The organism is Kitasatospora sp. NPDC059803, assembly GCF_042732255.1.
Lineage (GTDB): Bacteria > Actinomycetota > Actinomycetes > Streptomycetales > Streptomycetaceae > Kitasatospora.
In genome coordinates this window covers 1-17,681 of record NZ_JBHWIJ010000066.1, presented here as the reverse complement: position 1 = coordinate 17,681, position 17,681 = coordinate 1, and the positions used below count along the sequence as shown (strand labels likewise).

Sequence of the window (17,681 nt, the reverse complement as noted above, 5' to 3'; positions counted from 1 at the left end):
CGCGGCCCGACCCCCCCCCCAGCGTCCGCCCCCCCCCCCGCGCGGGTTTGTGTGCGCGGTCTCCAGCGGTGCGGGCGCGGGGCGGGCCCGGGGGGGGGGGGGAGCCCGGGGCACTGCCGTGTGGGGGAGGGGTGGGGGTCAGGGCTGCTGGTCCTCGGGGAGGCTGATCACCCAGCGGGTGTCCTGGCGGGGGCGCAGGTAGAACAGCCAGTAGAGGGTGGCGGCGGCGGTGATGCCGCCGGTCCACAGCAGGGGTTCGGTGTCCAGCTGGGTCATCACGTAGACGAGGACGGCGATCAGCACCACCGGGACGGCCGGCCACAGCGGCATCCGCCAGGCGGCGGCGTGCTTGTGGTGGGCGCGGCGGGAGAGCAGCGCGGCGATCGCGACCAGCAGGTACATCCCGGTGACGGCGACGCCGGTGATGTTGCTGAGCAGCGCGCCCTTGACGAAGCAGAGCGCGGCGCCGGGCAGGCCGACGGCCAGGGTGGCGACCCACGGGGAGCCGAACCGGCCGAGGGTGCCGAAGGCCTTGTTGACCGGCTCGGGCCAGGCCTTGTCGCGGGCGGAGGCGAACAGGACCCGGGAGTTCTGGATGACCATGACGATGCCGGCGTTGATGATCGCCAGCGCGACGCAGAGGCTGATGAAGGTGCCGACCGCGGAGTTGCTCCAGGCGGTGACCATGCCGGAGATGTCGCCGGAGCTCAGGGTCTGCAGGTCGGGGGCGCCCATGGTGATGGCGACGACCGGGACCAGGATGACGGCGGAGGAGATGCCGAGCGTCCACAGCACGGTGCGCGAGACGTTGCGGCGGGGGTTCTCCAGCTCCTCGGAGAGGTAGACGGCGGTGGAGAAGCCCTGGGTGATGAACAGGGCGATGCCGAGCGCGCCGACGATGGCGCCGATGCTCACCGTGGTGGTGGCGCCGCCGTCCCCGGTGACCACGCCGTGCAGCAGGCTGGGGGCGTCGGCGTTGGCGTGGGAGAACCCGAGGACCGAGACGACGCCGGCCGCGATGACCTCCAGGACCAGGAAGACGCCGGTGATCCAGGCGTTGGCGCGCAGGTCGAGCAGGCCGGCCAGGGTGGCGGCGAGCATCACGGCGGCGCCGGTCATGGCCTTGTCGAGGTGCAGCACGGGGGCGAGGTAGTCGGCGGTGCCGAGGGCGATGACCGAGGGGACGATCATCACCACGATCAGCGAGAGCACGAAGACCAGCCAGCCGGCCAGCCGCCCGGCGAGGGTGCCGACCATCGCGTACTCGCCGCCGGCGCTGGGGATCAGGGTGCCGAGCTCGGAGTAACAGAACGCGACGGCGACGCACAGCACGGTGCCGATGGCGATGGCCAGGGCGGTGGCGCTGCCGATGCTGGAGAACAGCTCCGGGACGATCACGAAGAGCGTGGAGGCCGGGGTGACGCAGGACAGTGTGAGCAGGGTGCCGCCCACCACGCCGATCGAGCGCTTGAGTTGCTGGGGCGCGGCGGCGGTGTCGGCCGTCGCGGGGGTCGCGGCGCGTGGCGGGCGAAGCGTGTCGGTCATGTGGCTTCCGATCGGCTCTGTTCGGTCCTGTGGGTGGGAGCGGTATCGCCTCCGCTGGCTGTCTGCTCGGGTTCTGGTGGGGTCGCTCCTGGGTCGCAATGGAACCTGGGCGTATTGATTGCGTCAATGGCCGAAATGCTTCGGAATCCGTTGCGCGGAAGGGTATGGACATGCGATCCGATGATCACGTACGGTCATTGCGAGCTTTGCCCGACTTGTTACCTCTGCCACATTACAACTGAATCCAAGGTGAACAGAGTGTTGCAAGCCGCCTTTCAAAGGTGTCCGTGGAGTCGGACGGCGATACGCCCAGGCGCCCCTTTGCGCGGCCGCAACCCCCGGACGGGGTGCGGGAACCGCAGCCCCGCCCCGGAAAGATCTAGGTAACGTTTCGACACCTGGGACGCGAAGGGGGCCGGGCTCCCGCGAGCCCGACCCCTCGATCACTGTCCGTAGCCGCCGGCGCGGTGCGCCGGCGCCTTCACACCAGCGGCAGCCAGCCCGTCTGGACCATCTGCCCACCGGTCGCCCGGCGCGACACGTACACCCCGCGCCCCGGCGGCAGCGGCATCGGCTTGACCGTCCCCAGCAGCGCGCCCTCGTCCCGGTTGCCGGAGAGGATCACGCCCTGCCCGCCCAGCTCGCGCATCCGCTGCAGCACCGGCTCGTACAGCGAGCGGCCGGCGCCGCCCGCGCTGCGGGCCACGATCACCCGCAGGCCGATGTCCCGGGCGAACGGCAGGAACTCCGCCAGCGGCGCCAGCGGGTTGCCCGAGCTCGTCGCGACCAGCTCGTAGTCGTCCACGACCACGAACATGTCCTTGCCGCTGTACCAGCTGCGGTTGCGCAGCTGCTCGGCGGTGACGTCCGGGCCGGGCAGGCGGCGCGCGCAGGCCCCGCGCAGCATGTCCACGATGGCCGCCATGGCCGGCTGCGCGGCCGCGTACTCCACCAGGTACTCCGGCGGCACGGTGCCCAGCAGCGCGCGCCGGTAGTCGCCGACCACGATGCCCGCCTGGTCCGGGGTGTACCGCTCGGTGATCTGCTTGATCAGCATCCGCAGCAGCGCCGACTTCCCCGACTCGGTATCGCCGAAGACGATGAACAGCGGGTCGGTCTCGAAGTTCACGAAGGCCGGTGCCAGCTCGGCCTCGTCCACGCCGAAGGCGATCCCGCGCTCCGGGCGCTCGGAGCCCTTCGGCAGCGAGTTCCCGTCCAGGACGGCCGGCAGCATCCGCACCTGCGGCGCGCGCGGGCCGCTCCAGGCCCCGTCGACGGCGGCGACCAGGCCGGCCACCCCGTGCTGGAGGTCGTCCACCGCGCAGGAGCCGTCCAGCCGCGGCAGGCCGGACAGGAAGTGCAGCCGCTCCGGGGTGATGCCGCGCCCGGCCAGCGACGGGACGTTCTGCGCCACCCGGCGGTCCACCTCGGACTCCATCGGGTCGCCGAGCTTCAGCTCGGTCCGGTTCTGCAGCAGGTCCTTCAGTGCCGGGCGCACCTCGGCGTACCGGGCCGCGGTGATGACCAGGTGGACGCCGTAGCCGAGGCCGCGCTGGGCGATGTCGCCGATCACCGCCTCCAGCACCTCGAACTCCTGCTTGAAGGTGTTCCAGCCGTCGATCACCAGGAACACGTCGCCGAACGCCTCGTCCGGCAGCTGCCCGGCCGCCCGGCGGGCCCGGTAGGTGCCGATGGTGTCGATCCCGGCGGCCCGGAACAGCTCCTCGCGCCGGTTCAGCACCCCGTGCACCTCGGAGACCATCCGGCGCACCTTGTCGACGTCCAGGCGCCCGGCCACCCCGCCGACGTGCGGCAGCCCGGCCAGTGACTGGAAGCTGCCCGCGCCGAAGTCCAGCAGGTAGAACTGCACCTCCCGCGGGGTGTGGGTGAGCGCGAACGAGGCCACCGTGGTGCGCACCACCGTCGACTTGCCCGAGCGCGGGCCGCCCACGACCAGGCCGTGGCCGGCCGCCCCCGCGTAGTCGACCTCCAGGACGTCGGTCTTCTGCTCGCGCGGCTTGTCCACGATGCCGATCGGCACCCGCAGCCGGCCCGCCGGGAAGCCGGGCGCGGTCAGCCCGCGCTCCGGCACCACCTGGAGCGGCGGCAGCAGGTGGTCCATGCTCGGCGCCTCCTCCAGCGGCGGCAGCCACACCTGGTGCGCGGCCGGGCCCTGGCCCGTCATCCGCTGCACGAACACGTCCAGCACGGTGTCGACCAGCGCGTCGTCCTGCTCCGGGGCGAGCGGCGCCTCCTCCTCCACCGCCGGCTCCGGCGGCTCCACCCGGGCCGCGGTGAACAGCACCGGGCGGGCGTTCACCCGCCGCCCGCCGGTCGACCGCTGCTGCCCCGGCGCCCGGTAGGGCCCCGAGACGTACGCGGCCTTGAACCGGTCCATCACGTCCTCGCCGAACTTGAGGTACCCGACGCCCGGCACCGGCGGCAGGTGGTAGGCGTCCGGCACCCCGATCGCCGCCCGCGACTCGGCCGCCGAGAAGGTGCGCAGACCGATCCGGTAGGAGAGATAGGTGTCCAGGCCGCGCAGCTTGCCCTCCTCCAGACGCTGCGACGCCAGCAGCAGGTGCACCCCCAGCGACCGGCCGATCCGGCCGATCTGGATGAACATCTCGATGAAGTCCGGCTTGGCGGTGAGCAGTTCGGAGAACTCGTCGATGATCAGCACCAGCGAGGGCAGCGGGTCCAGCGCCGCGCCGGCCGCCCGGGCCCGCTCGTACTCGTGGATGTTGGCGTAGTTGCCCGCCGAGCGCAGCAGCTCCTGGCGGCGGTGCAGTTCACCCTCGATCGCGTCGCGCATGCGGTCGACCAGGGTGAGTTCGCCCTCCAGGTTGGTGATCACCGCGGAGGTGTGCGGCATGTCCGCCATGCCGGAGAAGGTCGCGCCGCCCTTGAAGTCGGCGAGGACGAAGTTCAGGATCTCCGAGGAGTGCGTCATCGCCAGCGCCAGCACCAGGGTGCGCAGCAGCTCCGACTTGCCGGAGCCGGTCGCGCCCACGCACAGGCCGTGCGGGCCCATGCCCTCCAGCGCGGCCTCCTTGATGTCCAGGTAGACGTGCTCGCCGTTCGCGCCGACCCCGATCGGCACCCGCATCCGCTCGTGCTGGGCGCGCGGACGCCAGCTGCGCGTCACGTCGAAGGAGCCCGGGTCGCCCGAGTTCATCAGGTCGGTGAAGTCCAGGTTCGACAGCAGCGGCTCGTCGTCCCCGCCGGCCGAGAGCCGGTACGGCGCCAACTGCCGTGCCAGTGCCTCGCACTGCCAGACCGAGAGCAGGTCCGGCGTGCCGGTGTACGTCGCCCCGGAGGCCGAGCGCAGCACCAGCTCCTGCGGGCTCACCGTCACCATCAGGTGCCCGCTCGGCTCGTCCAGGTCGCCCGGCACCACCTCGATGACGGTCACCCCCTGCACGCCCTCGGGGCTCGCCAGCAGCGAGTTCGGCGGCACCCCGGCGCCGTCCATCACCACCACCAGGTGCGGCTGGTCCGGCGCGGGCGCCGCGTCCCGCACGAACCGCTGGCGGCCGGCCAGCTCGTCCTGCAACAGGAACTCCAGCTCGCCCAGGTCGGTGGCGATCAGCCGGCGCGAGCCCGCGCCGTCGGCCTCCTTGCGGTGCTGGTTGTGCGGGAGCCACTTGGTCCACTCCCACTCCTCCGCCGCGCCCGGCGCCGCGGCCACCGCGACCAGCAGGTCGTCCGGCGAGTGCAGGGTGGTCAGCTGGGCGATCATCGCGCGCACGTTGCCGTACACCGAGTCCGCGTCCCCGCACACCGTGACGTGGTAGAAGGCGCGCAGCGACACCGCCAGCGGCAGGTCCTGCAAGGTGCCGTGGGCCTTCAGGAAGGAGTGCATCGCGGCCGCCGACAGCGGCTCCAGCTCGTCCATCGGCGCGGTCTGCGGCGCCACCAGCGGCGTCGACAGCTGCACCGGGCCCAGGCCCACCCGGATCTGCGCGAAGTCGCCGTCCCCGGTGCGGCGCTCCCACAGCCGCCGGCCGTCCGCCACGATCGACCACAGCTGGTCCGGCGCCGGGTTCAGGAACAGCAGCGCGCCGCGCTGGCGCTCCGCCGTGCGGCGCACCTGGCGGCGCATCTGCTGCAGGTACTTGAGGTAGTCGCGCCGCTCGTCCGCCATCGCGGTCGAACCGCCCCTGCGGGCCCGCATGATCTGCGCCAGCACCATGCCGACCGTCGAGGCGACCATCAGACCGCCCATGATCTTCATCGGGGCCGCCGCGCCCGGCGCGAAGAAGAACACCGCCGAGCCGCCCATGCCGAGCATCGGAAGGATGCTCATCAGCCAGTCCTCGCCGCCCTGCCGGGGCAGTTCGGGCGGGGTCACCAGCTCCACCGGCTCGTCCGGCACCGCCGGCGGATAGGCCCTGCCCGGGCGCTTGACCGTGATCACACCCATGTGTCATCCACCCCGCGGCGTCGATCGATCACTTCGGCATCAGCCCTCACGCAACTGGACTCGTACGGCTCGTACGGCTCGTACGGGATTCACCAGGGCGAGGACGCACCATACGGCGCCGCCCCCCGTACCGCGCGCAGGGGCCGATCCTAACGGTCGCCCCCGCACCGCCCGCCAGGCCCGCGTCCGCACCCCCCGCCGGGGGCCCGGCCCGCACCGGGGCCGGGCACGAACCGAGCGGGTAGGGTAACGCCGCGCCAACTCGCGGCCCGGTCGGGCCGGTTCCATTGCCACATCGAGCGCCGCCGTGCCGCGGCACCGTCAACAAGGGGGAGCGCCCAGTGCGTCGAAGGACCGAGGTGCGGCGATGAGCAACGCCGCCGCGACCGGCTACTGCCGGGTCACCGTCGTCGCCCCGGACCGCCGGATCGACGTCGCCCTGCCCGAGGACGTCCCGCTCGCGGACGTCTACCCCGAGGTGCTGCGCCTGGCCAACCAGAGCCGGCCCGACGGCGCGCCCACCGGCTTCCACCTGGTGCGCCGCGACGGCACCGTCCTCGACAGCGGCCTGCCGCTCGCCGCCCAGCAGGTCCGCGACGGCGACCTGCTCGCGCTGCGCCCCTTCGCCGAGTCCCTCCCGCCGGCCGTCTACGACGACGTCGCCGACGCGATCGCCAGCGCCGTCGAGACCGACCGCCGGCTCTGGAGCGCCGAACTCATGCGGGCCTTCGGCCTGATCGGCGCCGCACTGCTGCTCGTCCTGCTCGGCTTCGCGCTCTGGTTCGCCGACCTGCGCCACGACATGCACGGCCTGCCCGGCGTCCTGGCCGGCGTCACCGCCGTCGTCCTCACCGCGCTGGCCGGCGTCCGCGCCCGGGTCTACCAGGACGCCCACGCCGCGCTCGCGCTCGGCCTCGGCGCCCTGCCGCACGCCATGATCGGCGGCAGCGGCGTCCTCGCCGTCGCCCACCCGTGGGACGGCCCCGGCCGGCTCCAGTTCCTGGCCGGCTGCGTCGCCGCCCTGGTGGTCGCCGTGCTGCTGGTCGGACTGCTTCCCGAGAAGGACGCGGTGTTCGTCGCCGCCGCCCTGGTCGCGGCCGCCGGGGCGCTCGCCACCTTCGCCGCCGTCCTGCTGCCGGACACCCCGGCCGGGCACATCGCCGCCGTCACCGGCATCACCGCCGTCGCGGCCGTCGGCTTCCTGCCCGGCCTCTCCGCCCGCTTCGCCCGGCTGCCCGTCGGCTTCAGCGCCCCGGGCCAGACCCGCACCCGCAGCCGCGACTACGACGAGGAGGCCGAGCGCGCCGAGGCCGTCCAGTACGAGCGGATCGCCCACCAGGCCCGCCGCGGCCACGAGGTCCTGGTCGGCCTGGTCGGCGGCTGCGCCGCGGTCGTGGTCGGCTCCTGCGCCGTCCTCGGCTTCACCGACCGGACGTTCCCCGAGCTGCTCGCGCTCGCCCTGGGCCTGGCCACGATGCTGCGCGCCCGGCTGTTCCGCTACACCGCGCAGGTCTTCAGCCTCACCATCGCCGGGCTGCTCGGCCTGGCCCTGCTGATCATCGGCCTGTCCCTGCACACCCCGCAGTTCATCCTGCGCGCCGCCAGCTCCACCGAGGTCGACCTGCGCACCGTCTGGCTGGCGGCCTCCATCGCGTTCGGCGCGGCGCTGCTCGCCGCGATCGCGCTGGTGGTGCCCCGGCTCGGCGTCTCCCCGTTCTGGGGGCGCATCCTGGACCTGGTCGACAGCCTGACCCTGATCTCCCTCGTCCCGCTGGCGCTCGCCGTCCTGGACGTCTACCGGCTGGTCCGCGGCGCCACCAGCTGACCGGCCCGGCCCGCGCCGCCCGCCCCGTTCGGCCCGTCCGGCCCGCCGACCGGCCGGGTGGGCGGCACTGGTACCCTTGGCCTTCGAGCGCAGCCGTGTGTCCGCCTCCGGTGGGTCGCAGACCGCCGGCCGCGCTCCGTCACGACACCGAGTCCTCATCAGTCCTGTGTTGTCGACCAGGACCGCTCGGTACACCCTGAAGGAGTTGCAGTGGCTCTCGCCTCTGACGTCAAGAAGCAGATCTTCGCCGAGTTCGGCCAGAAGGAGGGCGACACCGGATCCCCCGAGGTCCAGGTGGCCATGCTCTCCCGTCGCATCGCGGACCTGACCGAGCACCTCAAGACCCACAAGCACGACCACCACTCGCGTCGTGGCCTGCTGATCCTGGTCGGCCAGCGCCGCCGCCTGCTGCAGTACCTGGCCAAGAAGGACATCGAGCGCTTCCGTACGCTCGTCGACCGCCTGGGCATCCGCCGCGGTGCCGCCGGTGGCGCCCGCTAAGACCGCCGCTCGGGGCGGCTCCCCACACCGGGGAGCCGCCCCTCGCGCGTATGCCGCGGACACCCCGAGCCGCGGCGCCCGGACATAACAACTCGCGCGTACCTCCCCAGGTGGCCGAGGATTGCACCGTAGGGTTGTGGGCATGCCCGGTGATGGCGCACCAGCGCGCCACCCGGGCAGACGAACCCGAACCCCCCGCGGGCCGAAGGCTTCAAACGGAAGCCGCCCGCATCCGAGAGAGCGTCCAGACGCGGACCGCCCGTCCCGGCCCGGCAGCCGTGAGGCGCCGGTCCTCGGTAGTGGCCCCCGGAAGCCCCGCAGACCGAGCGGAGCACCCCGGAGGCTTCGATCGAAGACCGGCCCGACTGCCGTCCTCCTTGCCAGGAGGGCCAGGGCCAGCCGGCAGGCAGCGCGGGGACGCTCTCCCGGAGACGTACGAAAGAGGAGATCTTCCAGGTGGAAGAGAACGTGTTCTACGCCGAGGCCGTGATCGACAACGGTTCCTTCGGCACCCGTACCATCCGCTTCGAGACCGGCCGTCTGGCCCGTCAGGCCGCCGGCTCCGCCGTGGCCTACCTGGACGACGACACCATGGTGCTGTCGGCCACCAGCGCGTCCAAGCAGCCGAAGGAGCACTTCGACTTCTTCCCGCTGACCGTGGACGTCGAGGAGCGCATGTACGCCGCGGGCCGCATCCCCGGCTCGTTCTTCCGTCGTGAGGGCCGGCCCTCCGAGGACGCGATCCTCACCTGCCGCCTGATCGACCGCCCGCTGCGCCCGTCCTTCGTCAAGGGCCTGCGCAACGAGGTCCAGGTCGTCTGCACCGTCATGGCGCTCAACCCCGACCACCTGTACGACGTGGTGGCCATCAACGCCGCCTCCGCGTCCACCCAGCTGGCGGGCCTGCCGTTCTCCGGCCCGATCGGCGGCGTCCGCGTCGCGCTGATCAACGGCCAGTGGGTGGCCTTCCCGACCCACAGCGAGCTGGAGTCGGCCGTCTTCGACATGGTCGTCGCCGGTCGCGTCCTGCCGGACGGCGACGTCGCGATCATGATGGTCGAGGCCGAGGCCACCGACAAGACCATCAAGCTGGTCGAGGGCGGCGCCGAGGCGCCGACCGAGGACGTCGTCGCCGCCGGTCTGGACGCCGCCAAGCCGTTCATCAAGGTGCTGTGCGCCGCCCAGTCGCAGCTCGCCGCCCAGGCCGCCAAGCCGACCGGCGTGTTCCCGGTCTTCCTGGACTACCAGGACGACGTCCTCGCCGCGCTGACCGCCGCCGTCAAGGACGAGCTCGCCCAGGCCCTCACCATCCCGGGCAAGCAGGAGCGCAACAACGAGCTGGACCGCGTCAAGGCGCTGGCCGCCGAGAAGCTGCTCCCCGAGTTCGAGGGCCGCGAGAAGGAGATCAGCGCCGCCTACAACGCGCTGACCAAGAAGGTCGTCCGCGAGCGCGTCATCAAGGACAAGGTCCGCATCGACGGCCGCGGTGTCACCGACATCCGCACCCTGGCCGCCGAGGTCGAGGCCATCCCGCGCGTGCACGGCTCGGCCCTGTTCGAGCGTGGCGAGACCCAGATCCTGGGCGTCACCACCCTCAACATGCTGCGCATGGAGCAGCAGCTGGACACGCTCTCCCCGGAGACGCGTCGCCGCTACATGCACAACTACAACTTCCCGCCGTACTCGGTCGGCGAGACCGGCCGCGTGGGTGCGCCCAAGCGCCGCGAGATCGGCCACGGCGCGCTGGCGGAGCGGGCGATCATCCCCGTGCTGCCCTCGCGTGAGGACTTCCCGTACGCCATCCGCCAGGTCTCCGAGGCGCTGAGCTCCAACGGCTCCACCTCGATGGGCTCGGTCTGCGCCTCCACCATGTCGCTGCTGAACGCCGGTGTGCCGCTGAAGGCCGCCGTCGCCGGTATCGCCATGGGCCTGATCTCCCAGGAGATCGACGGTGAGACCCACTACGTCGCGCTGACCGACATCCTCGGTGCCGAGGACGCGTACGGCGACATGGACTTCAAGGTCGCCGGTACCCGCAACTTCATCACCGCCCTGCAGCTGGACACCAAGCTCAACGGCATCCCGGCGTCGGTGCTGGCCGCCGCGCTGAAGCAGGCCAAGGACGCGCGTCTGCACATCCTCGACGTGATGAACGAGGCCATCGACACGCCGGACGAGATGTCCCCGAACGCCCCGCGGATCATCACCATCAAGATCCCGGTGGACAAGATCGGTGAGGTCATCGGCCCCAAGGGCAAGATGATCAACCAGATCCAGGAGGACACCGGCGCCGAGATCACGATCGAGGACGACGGCACCATCTACATCGGTGCCGCCGACGGACCGGCCGCCGAGGCCGCCCGCACCACGATCAACCAGATCGCCAACCCGACCATGCCGGAGGTCGGCGAGCGCTACCTGGGCACCGTGGTGAAGACCACGACGTTCGGCGCGTTCGTCTCGCTCATGCCGGGCAAGGACGGCCTGCTGCACATCTCGCAGATCCGCAAGCTGGCCGGCGGCAAGCGCGTCGAGAACGTCGAGGACGTCCTCGGTGTCGGCGCCAAGGTGCAGGTCGAGATCGCCGAGATCGACCCGCGCGGCAAGCTCTCCCTCATCCCCGTCGTCGAGGGCGAGGAAGCCGGCGAGACCGCTTCCGAGTGAAGCGCCGCTAGCTGACCCTTGCGGCCCGTACGCCTCCCGGCGTGCGGGCCGCACCCTGTTGCCCCCGCGTTCGTCCAAGCGTTCCCACGCGTGTTTCCTCTGGAGGTACCCCCCGTGGCTCAGGCCCCGGCGGCGAAGCAGCGCCCCGGCTCCACCCGGACCCTGCTCAAGGGCGCGGACGGCGCCGGCACGGTGCGCCGCACCGTCCTCCCCGGCGGCCTTCGGGTCGTCACCGAGACCCTGCCGACGGTGCGCTCCGCCACCTTCGGCATCTGGGTCGGCGTCGGCTCGCGGGACGAGACCCCGCAGCTCAACGGCGCCACCCACTACCTGGAGCACCTGCTCTTCAAGGGCACCGCGCGGCGCAGCGCGCTGGACATCTCGGCTGCCCTGGACGCGGTCGGCGGTGAGATGAACGCCTTCACCGCGAAGGAGAACACCTGCTACTACGCCCGGGTCCTGGACACCGACCTGCCGCTGGCCATCGACGTGGTCTGCGACATGGTCACCGGCTCGCTGATCCGCTCCGAGGACGTCGACGCCGAGCGCGGCGTCATCCTCGAGGAGATGGCGATGGCCGAGGACGACCCGGGCGACGTGGTGCACGACCTGTTCGCCAAGGTGATCTTCGGCAGCGGCCCGCTCGGCCGCCCCATCCTGGGCACCCAGGAGACCATCAAGGTGCTCACCCGGGAGCAGATCGCCGGCTTCTACCGCCGCCGCTACCGGCCCGAGAACCTGGTCGTCTCGGCCGCCGGCAACCTCGACCACCACACGGTGGTCAAGCAGGTCGAGCAGGCCTTCGCGGCGGTGCTGGCCCGCTCCGACGCGGCCCCCGCCGAGGCCCGCCGCGGCGTCAAGGCGCTGCGCACGGCCGGCCGGGTCGAGGTGCTCAACCGCTCCACCGAGCAGGCCCACCTGGTGCTGGGCGTGCCCGGGGTGCCGCGGCACGACGAGCGCCGCTGGGCGATGGGCGTGCTCAACGCGGCCCTCGGCGGCGGGATGAGCTCCCGGCTGTTCCAGGAGGTGCGGGAGAAGCGCGGCCTGGCGTACTCGGTGTACTCGTACTCCTCGTCCTACGCGGACAGCGGTCTGTTCGGCATCTACGCCGGCTGCCAGCCCAAGCGGGTCGAGGAGGTGCTGCGGATCTGTCGCGCGGAGCTGGCCAAGGTGGTCGCCGAGGGCATCACGGAGGAGGAGCTGCGGCGCGCGATCGGCCAGATCTCCGGCTCCACCGTGCTGGGCATGGAGGACACCGGCTCGCTGATGAACCGGATCGGCAAGGCCGAGCTGAGCTACGGACACCACCTGTCGGTGGACGAGATGCTGGCGCGGATCGCGGCCGTGACCCTGGACGACGTCCACGCGGTGGCCCGTGATGTGCTGGGCGCGTACCGGCCGTCGCTGGCGCTGATCGGACCGGTCAACGACAAGCGGGCCGCCAAGCTCGCCGATCTGCTGGTGTGAGAGGACATTTCGCTATGACGCTGCGTGTCGCCGTGATCGGTGCCAACGGCCGGATCGGCTCCGAGGCGGTCAAGGCCGTCGAGGCCGCACCGGACCTCGAACTGGTGGCCACCCTGGGCCGCGGGTCCGAGCCGGCGGAGCTGACCGAGGCCGGCGTCCAGGTCGCCGTCGAACTCACCCACCCGGACTCGGTGATGGGCAACCTCGACTACTGCCTGCACCACGGCATCCACGTGGTCACCGGGACCACCGGCTGGACGGACGAGCGGCTGGCCACCGTCCGCGGCTGGCTCGACCAGGCCCCCGAGCTGGGCCTGCTGATCGCGCCGAACTTCTCCATCGGCGCGGTGCTCGGCATGAAGTTCGCGCAGACCGCGGCGAAGTACTTCGAGTCGGTCGAGGTGGTCGAGCTGCACCACGACCGCAAGGCCGACGCCCCCAGCGGCACCGCCACCCGCACCGCACAGCTGATCGCGGCCGCCCGCGCCGAGGCCGGCCGCCCGCAGCAGCAGGACCCGACCACCCACAGCCTGCCCGGCGCGCGCGGCGCCGACGTGGACGGGGTGCCGGTGCACGCCGTCCGGCTGCGCGGGCTGCTCGCCCACCAGCAGGTGATGTTCGGCGACACCGGTGAGACGCTCACCATCCGGCACGACTCGCTGCACCACAGCAGCTTCATGCCGGGCATCCTGCTCGGTGTGCGCAAGGTCGTGGAGACGCCGGGGCTCACCCTGGGCCTCGAACACTTCCTGGACCTGTGAGCCCGGCATGACGTCCCGTACCGGATTCTTCGTCCTGTCCGGCGTGCTGCTGCTGGTCGCCCTCCTCTGCGTCGGGGAGGGCGTCCAGCTGGTCGCCACCGGCAAGCCGCTCGGCATCGGCATCGGCCTGTGCGCCTTCGTCATCCCGGTGATCGGCGTCTGGTTCCTGCGCCAGACCGTCCGGTTCGGCCGGGCCAGCGAGCAGCTCGCCCGGGAGCTGGAGGCCGAGGGCGGCCTGCCGGTGGACGAGCTCCAGCGCACCACCGGCGGGCGGATCGACCGGGCCTCGGCCGATGCGGTGTTCGCCCGCCGCCAGGCCGAGGCGGAGGCCGCGCCGGCCGACTGGCGGGTCTGGTTCCGCCTCGCGGTGGCGTACGCCGACGCCGGCGACACCCCGCGCGCCCGCAAGACCATGCAGCACGCCATCAAGCTGCACAGCACCGAACCCGCAAGGAGTAACGCGTGAGCGACGAACCGACGGCCCCCAGCTTCCGCAGCGACGTCACGGTCGAGCTGGTCCGCAGCGCGGCCGCCGACTCGGACGTCATCTGGGCGGCCCGCGTCTCGACCGCGGGGGAGCAGTCCCTGGAGGCGGTCCAGCAGGACCCGGAGAAGTCCAAGGGCCTGATCAACTTCCTGATGCGGGACCGGCACGGCACCCCCTTCGAGCACAACTCGATGACCTTCTTCATCAGCGCGCCGATCTTCGTGTTCCGGGAGTTCCACCGGCACCGCAGCGGCTGGTCCTACAACGAGGAGTCCGGCCGCTACCGCGAGCTGCAGCCGGTCTTCTACGTCCCGGCGGAGGAGCGCAAGCTCGTCCAGCAGGGCCGCCCGGGCCGCTACGAGTTCGTCGACGGCACCCCCGAGCAGCACAGGACCACCACCGAGGCGATGGAGGCCGCGTACCGCGAGTCCTACGCGCGCTACCAGGAGATGCTGGCGGCCGGCGTGGCCCGCGAGGTGGCCCGCGCGGTGCTGCCGGTCGGCCTGTTCTCCTCGATGTACGCGACCTGCAACTCCCGTTCGCTGATGCACTTCCTGTCGCTGCGGACCAAGCGGGAGCACTCGGCGGTGCCGTCCTTCCCGCAGCGCGAGATCGAGATGGTCGCCGAGCAGATGGAGCAGGAGTGGGCGCGGCTCATGCCGCTCACCCATGCGGCCTTCGAGAAGCACGGCCGGGTCGCTCCCTGACCTGGGACGATAGGCATATGGGCGGAGTGTCTCGCATGTCTGGATTGCGGCTTTTCTAGCCGCTCCCTACATTCATGAACACGGATTCCGGTGCTGCCCGAACCCCCGAGCGGGCAGCACCGGAATCCCATGTCACCGCCTGTTTCCGCCGCTTCGCACGGTATGCCCCTGTCCGAACACTGGACCGGTGTGGTTACCGCCCCACCGCCTACGAGTAGCTTTGGACGCATGGCTCCGACCTCCACCCCCCAGACGCCGTTCGGCCGGGTCCTGACCGCGATGGTCACCCCGTTCACCGCCGACGGCGGACTCGACCTCGACGGCGCCCAGCGCCTCGCCACACACCTCGTGGACTCCGGCAACGACGGCCTCGTCGTCAACGGCACCACCGGTGAGTCCCCGACCACCAGTGACGCCGAGAAGGCCCAGCTCGTCCGCGCCGTGGTGGAGGCGGTCGGGGATCGCGCCCACGTGGTGGCCGGCGTCGGCACCAACGACACCCACCACAGTGCCGAGCTGGCGCGACAGGCGGAGGCCGCCGGAGCCCACGGCCTGCTGGTCGTCACGCCGTACTACAGCAAGCCCCCGCAGGAGGGCCTGTACCGGCACACCGTGCACATCGCGGACACCACCGGGCTGCCGGTCATGCTCTACGACATCCCGGGCCGCAGCGGCGTCGCGCTGAGCCACGAGACGCTGGTCCGCCTCGGCGAGCACCCGCGGATCGTCGCCAACAAGGACGCCAAGGGCGACCTCGGCGCCGCCGCCTGGGCCATCGCCCGCTCCGACCTCGCCTGGTACTCCGGCGACGACATCCTCAACCTGCCGCTGCTGTCGGTCGGAGCCGCCGGAGTGGTCAGCGTCGTCGGACACGTCGTGGCCGGCGAACTGCGTGCGATGATCGAGGCGTACCTGGCCGGCGATGTGGCCAAGGCCACGGCGATCCACCAGGGCCTGCTCCCGGTGTTCAGCGGTATGTTCCGCACGCAGGGCGTCATCCTCGCCAAGGCCGCGCTGGAGCTCCAGGGACTGCCGGCCGGCCCGCTGCGGCTGCCGCTGGTCGGCGCGACTCCCGAGGAGATCGCACGATTGACGAAGGATCTCGCCGCCGGCGGGGTACACCTGTAACAGACGAAGACGTGCGCGCCCCGGCTCGCCGGACCCTCACGGGCCCGCCGCTGGACCGGACCGACGGCGCGAGAGCACCGACCCAGTAGGAAAAACGACACTGAGTACGCACGCCATATGTCTTCAGGGGGAGGACCCCGGGCATATGGCGTGCGTCGTGAGGAGAGTCTTTTGAGCCACCCGCACCCCGAACTCGGCGCACCCCCGGCCCTGAAGGAGGGCGCCCTCCGCATCACCCCGCTCGGCGGTCTCGGCGAGATCGGCCGCAACATGACGGTCTTCGAATACGGGGGCCGCATCCTGATCGTCGACTGCGGCGTCCTCTTCCCCGAGGACGAGCAGCCCGGCGTGGACCTGATCCTCCCGGACTTCACCTACATCCGGGACCGCCTCGACAAGATCGACGGCATCGTCCTCACCCACGGGCACGAGGACCACATCGGCGCCGTCCCGTTCCTCCTGCGGGAGAACCCGGACATCCCGCTGATCGGCTCCAAGCTCACCCTCGCCCTGATCGAGGCCAAGCTCGCCGAGCACCGCATCCGGCCGTACGTGCTGGAGGTCAAGGAGGGCGAGCGCGAGCGCATCGGCCCCTTCGACTGCGAGTTCATCGCGGTCAACCACTCCATCCCGGACGCCCTGGCGGTCGCCGTCCGCACCCCCGCGGGCATGGTCGTGGCCACCGGCGACTTCAAGATGGACCAGCTGCCGCTCGACGGCCGCCTGACCGACCTGCCGACCTTCGCCAAGCTGGCCGAAGAGGGCATGGACCTGCTGCTGGTGGACTCCACCAACGCCGAGGTCCCCGGCTTCATCCCGCCCGAGCGGGACATCTCGGCCGCGCTGCGGAACGTCTTCGCGAACGCCGACAAGCGCATCATCGTCGCCTCCTTCGCCAGCCACGTGCACCGCATCCAGCAGGTGCTGGACGCCGCGCACGAGTACAAGCGCAAGGTCGCCTTCGTCGGCCGCTCGATGGTCCGCAACATGGGCATCGCCCGCGACCTCGGCTACCTGAAGGTCCCCGGCAACATGGTCGTCGACGTCAAGCAGCTCGACGACCTGCCGGACAAGGACGTCGTGCTGATCTGCACCGGCTCCCAGGGCGAGCCGATGGCGGCGCTGTCCCGGATGGCCAACCGCGACCACCAGATCCGCATCGTCGAGGGCGACACCGTCGTCCTTGCCTCGTCGCTCATCCCGGGCAACGAGAACGCCGTCTACCGGGTGATCAACGGCCTCACCCGCTGGGGCGCCAAGGTCGTGCACAAGGGCAACGCCAAGGTGCACGTCTCCGGCCACGCCTCGGCCGGCGAGCTGCTGTACTTCTTCAACATCTGCAAGCCGCGCAACCTGATGCCGGTCCACGGCGAGTGGCGCCACCTGCGGGCCGCCGCCGACCTGGGCATCGCCACCGGCATTCCGCGCAACCGCGTGGTCATCGCCGAGGACGGCGTCTGCGTCGACCTGGAGAAGGGCGTCGCCCGGATCGTCGGCAAGGTGCAGGCCGGGTACGTCTACGTGGACGGCGCCTCGGTCGGCGACATCACCGAGGCCTCGCTCAAGGACCGCAGGATCCTCGGCGAGGAGGGCTTCATCTCGGTCTTCGTCGCGGTCGACTCGACCAACGGCAAGATCGTGGGCGGTCCGACCTTCCAGGCCCGCGGCTCCGGCATCGATGACAACGCGTTCGTGCCGGTCGCCGCCAAGCTCCAGGAGGCCCTGGACCGCTCGGCGAGCGACGGCGTGCTGGAGCCCCGCCAGGTCCAGCAGCTGGTCCGCCGGACCGTCGGCAAGTGGGTGGCGGACAACTACCGCCGCCGGCCGATGATCCTGCCGGTCGTCGTCGAGGTCTGAGCCTCCGGCGGCTGGTTTGACGTGGGGCAGCCCGGTGCGTAATGTTCTCCGGGTTGCCCCACGGGACGGCCCCGCAGGAAGTTTCTCGAATGCGAATTCGAGAATGACCGCGGAAAACGGCCCGAGAAACTCTGATAGAGTTCGGGAGCGCCGAAAGGCGAAAGCCACTCAGGTAAATGAAACTCCGGAAAACGGAGCGGAAAACATCTGATAAGCTTGAAACACGAAAGAACGAAGCGCCCGGAGGGCCCGCTGGAAGGCGGTCCGAAGGAAGTGTCCGTTCCTTGAGAACTCAACAGCGTGCCAAAAGTCA

At 71.4% G+C, this 17,681-nt stretch carries 11 protein-coding genes; 9 read left to right on the top strand and 2 right to left on the bottom strand.

The features are described from left to right. Positions 1–138 precede the first annotated feature (138 nt). Positions 139–1,545 (bottom strand): APC family permease, encoded by a 1,407-nt coding sequence (locus ACFV6I_RS13900; protein ID WP_063347610.1) that lies wholly within the window; start codon positions 1,543–1,545, stop codon positions 139–141. A 481-nt stretch (positions 1,546–2,026) separates the two neighbouring features. Beyond that, positions 2,027–5,971 (bottom strand): type VII secretion protein EccCa, encoded by a 3,945-nt coding sequence (eccCa, locus tag ACFV6I_RS13895; RefSeq protein WP_380425245.1) that lies wholly within the window; start codon positions 5,969–5,971, stop codon positions 2,027–2,029. Between the two features lie 367 nt (positions 5,972–6,338). Here eccCa and eccD point away from each other — a divergent pair, with 367 nt between their 5' ends. From eccD to ACFV6I_RS13850, 9 genes are all read left to right on the top strand, one after another. Then, positions 6,339–7,796: a type VII secretion integral membrane protein EccD gene (gene eccD, locus ACFV6I_RS13890; RefSeq protein ID WP_063347608.1), complete on the top strand. Its 1,458-nt coding sequence runs from the start codon at positions 6,339–6,341 to the stop codon at positions 7,794–7,796. Between the two features lie 210 nt (positions 7,797–8,006). Next, positions 8,007–8,297, top strand: a complete 291-nt coding sequence (gene rpsO, locus ACFV6I_RS13885) for a 30S ribosomal protein S15 (protein ID WP_063347607.1) — start codon at positions 8,007–8,009, stop codon at positions 8,295–8,297. 456 nt (positions 8,298–8,753) lie between these two features. Then, positions 8,754–10,961 carry a polyribonucleotide nucleotidyltransferase gene (locus tag ACFV6I_RS13880; RefSeq protein ID WP_063347606.1) on the top strand — a complete coding sequence of 736 codons (2,208 nt, stop codon included), beginning with the start codon at positions 8,754–8,756 and terminating at the stop codon, positions 10,959–10,961. A gap of 114 nt (positions 10,962–11,075) precedes the next feature. Next, entirely contained in the window at positions 11,076–12,428 is a 1,353-nt protein-coding gene (locus ACFV6I_RS13875; RefSeq protein WP_350887436.1) for a pitrilysin family protein, read from the top strand. A 14-nt stretch (positions 12,429–12,442) separates the two neighbouring features. Further along, positions 12,443–13,189: a 4-hydroxy-tetrahydrodipicolinate reductase gene (gene dapB, locus ACFV6I_RS13870; RefSeq protein ID WP_063347605.1), complete on the top strand. Its 747-nt coding sequence runs from the start codon at positions 12,443–12,445 to the stop codon at positions 13,187–13,189. A 7-nt stretch (positions 13,190–13,196) separates the two neighbouring features. Next, the gene (locus ACFV6I_RS13865) at positions 13,197–13,655 is read left to right on the top strand and encodes a tetratricopeptide repeat protein (protein WP_063347604.1); all 459 of its coding nucleotides are present in this window, start codon (positions 13,197–13,199) and stop codon (positions 13,653–13,655) included. Next, positions 13,652–14,383 carry an FAD-dependent thymidylate synthase gene (gene thyX / locus ACFV6I_RS13860; protein WP_063347603.1) on the top strand — a complete coding sequence of 244 codons (732 nt, stop codon included), beginning with the start codon at positions 13,652–13,654 and terminating at the stop codon, positions 14,381–14,383. Before ACFV6I_RS13865 ends, thyX begins: the two co-directional genes overlap by 4 nt. Before the next feature lie 228 nt (positions 14,384–14,611). Continuing rightward, positions 14,612–15,511 carry a 4-hydroxy-tetrahydrodipicolinate synthase gene (gene dapA, locus ACFV6I_RS13855; RefSeq protein ID WP_063347602.1) on the top strand — a complete coding sequence of 300 codons (900 nt, stop codon included), beginning with the start codon at positions 14,612–14,614 and terminating at the stop codon, positions 15,509–15,511. 171 nt (positions 15,512–15,682) lie between these two features. Beyond that, positions 15,683–17,368: a ribonuclease J gene (locus tag ACFV6I_RS13850; RefSeq protein ID WP_380425243.1), complete on the top strand. Its 1,686-nt coding sequence runs from the start codon at positions 15,683–15,685 to the stop codon at positions 17,366–17,368. The last annotated feature ends 313 nt before the right edge of the window (positions 17,369–17,681 follow it).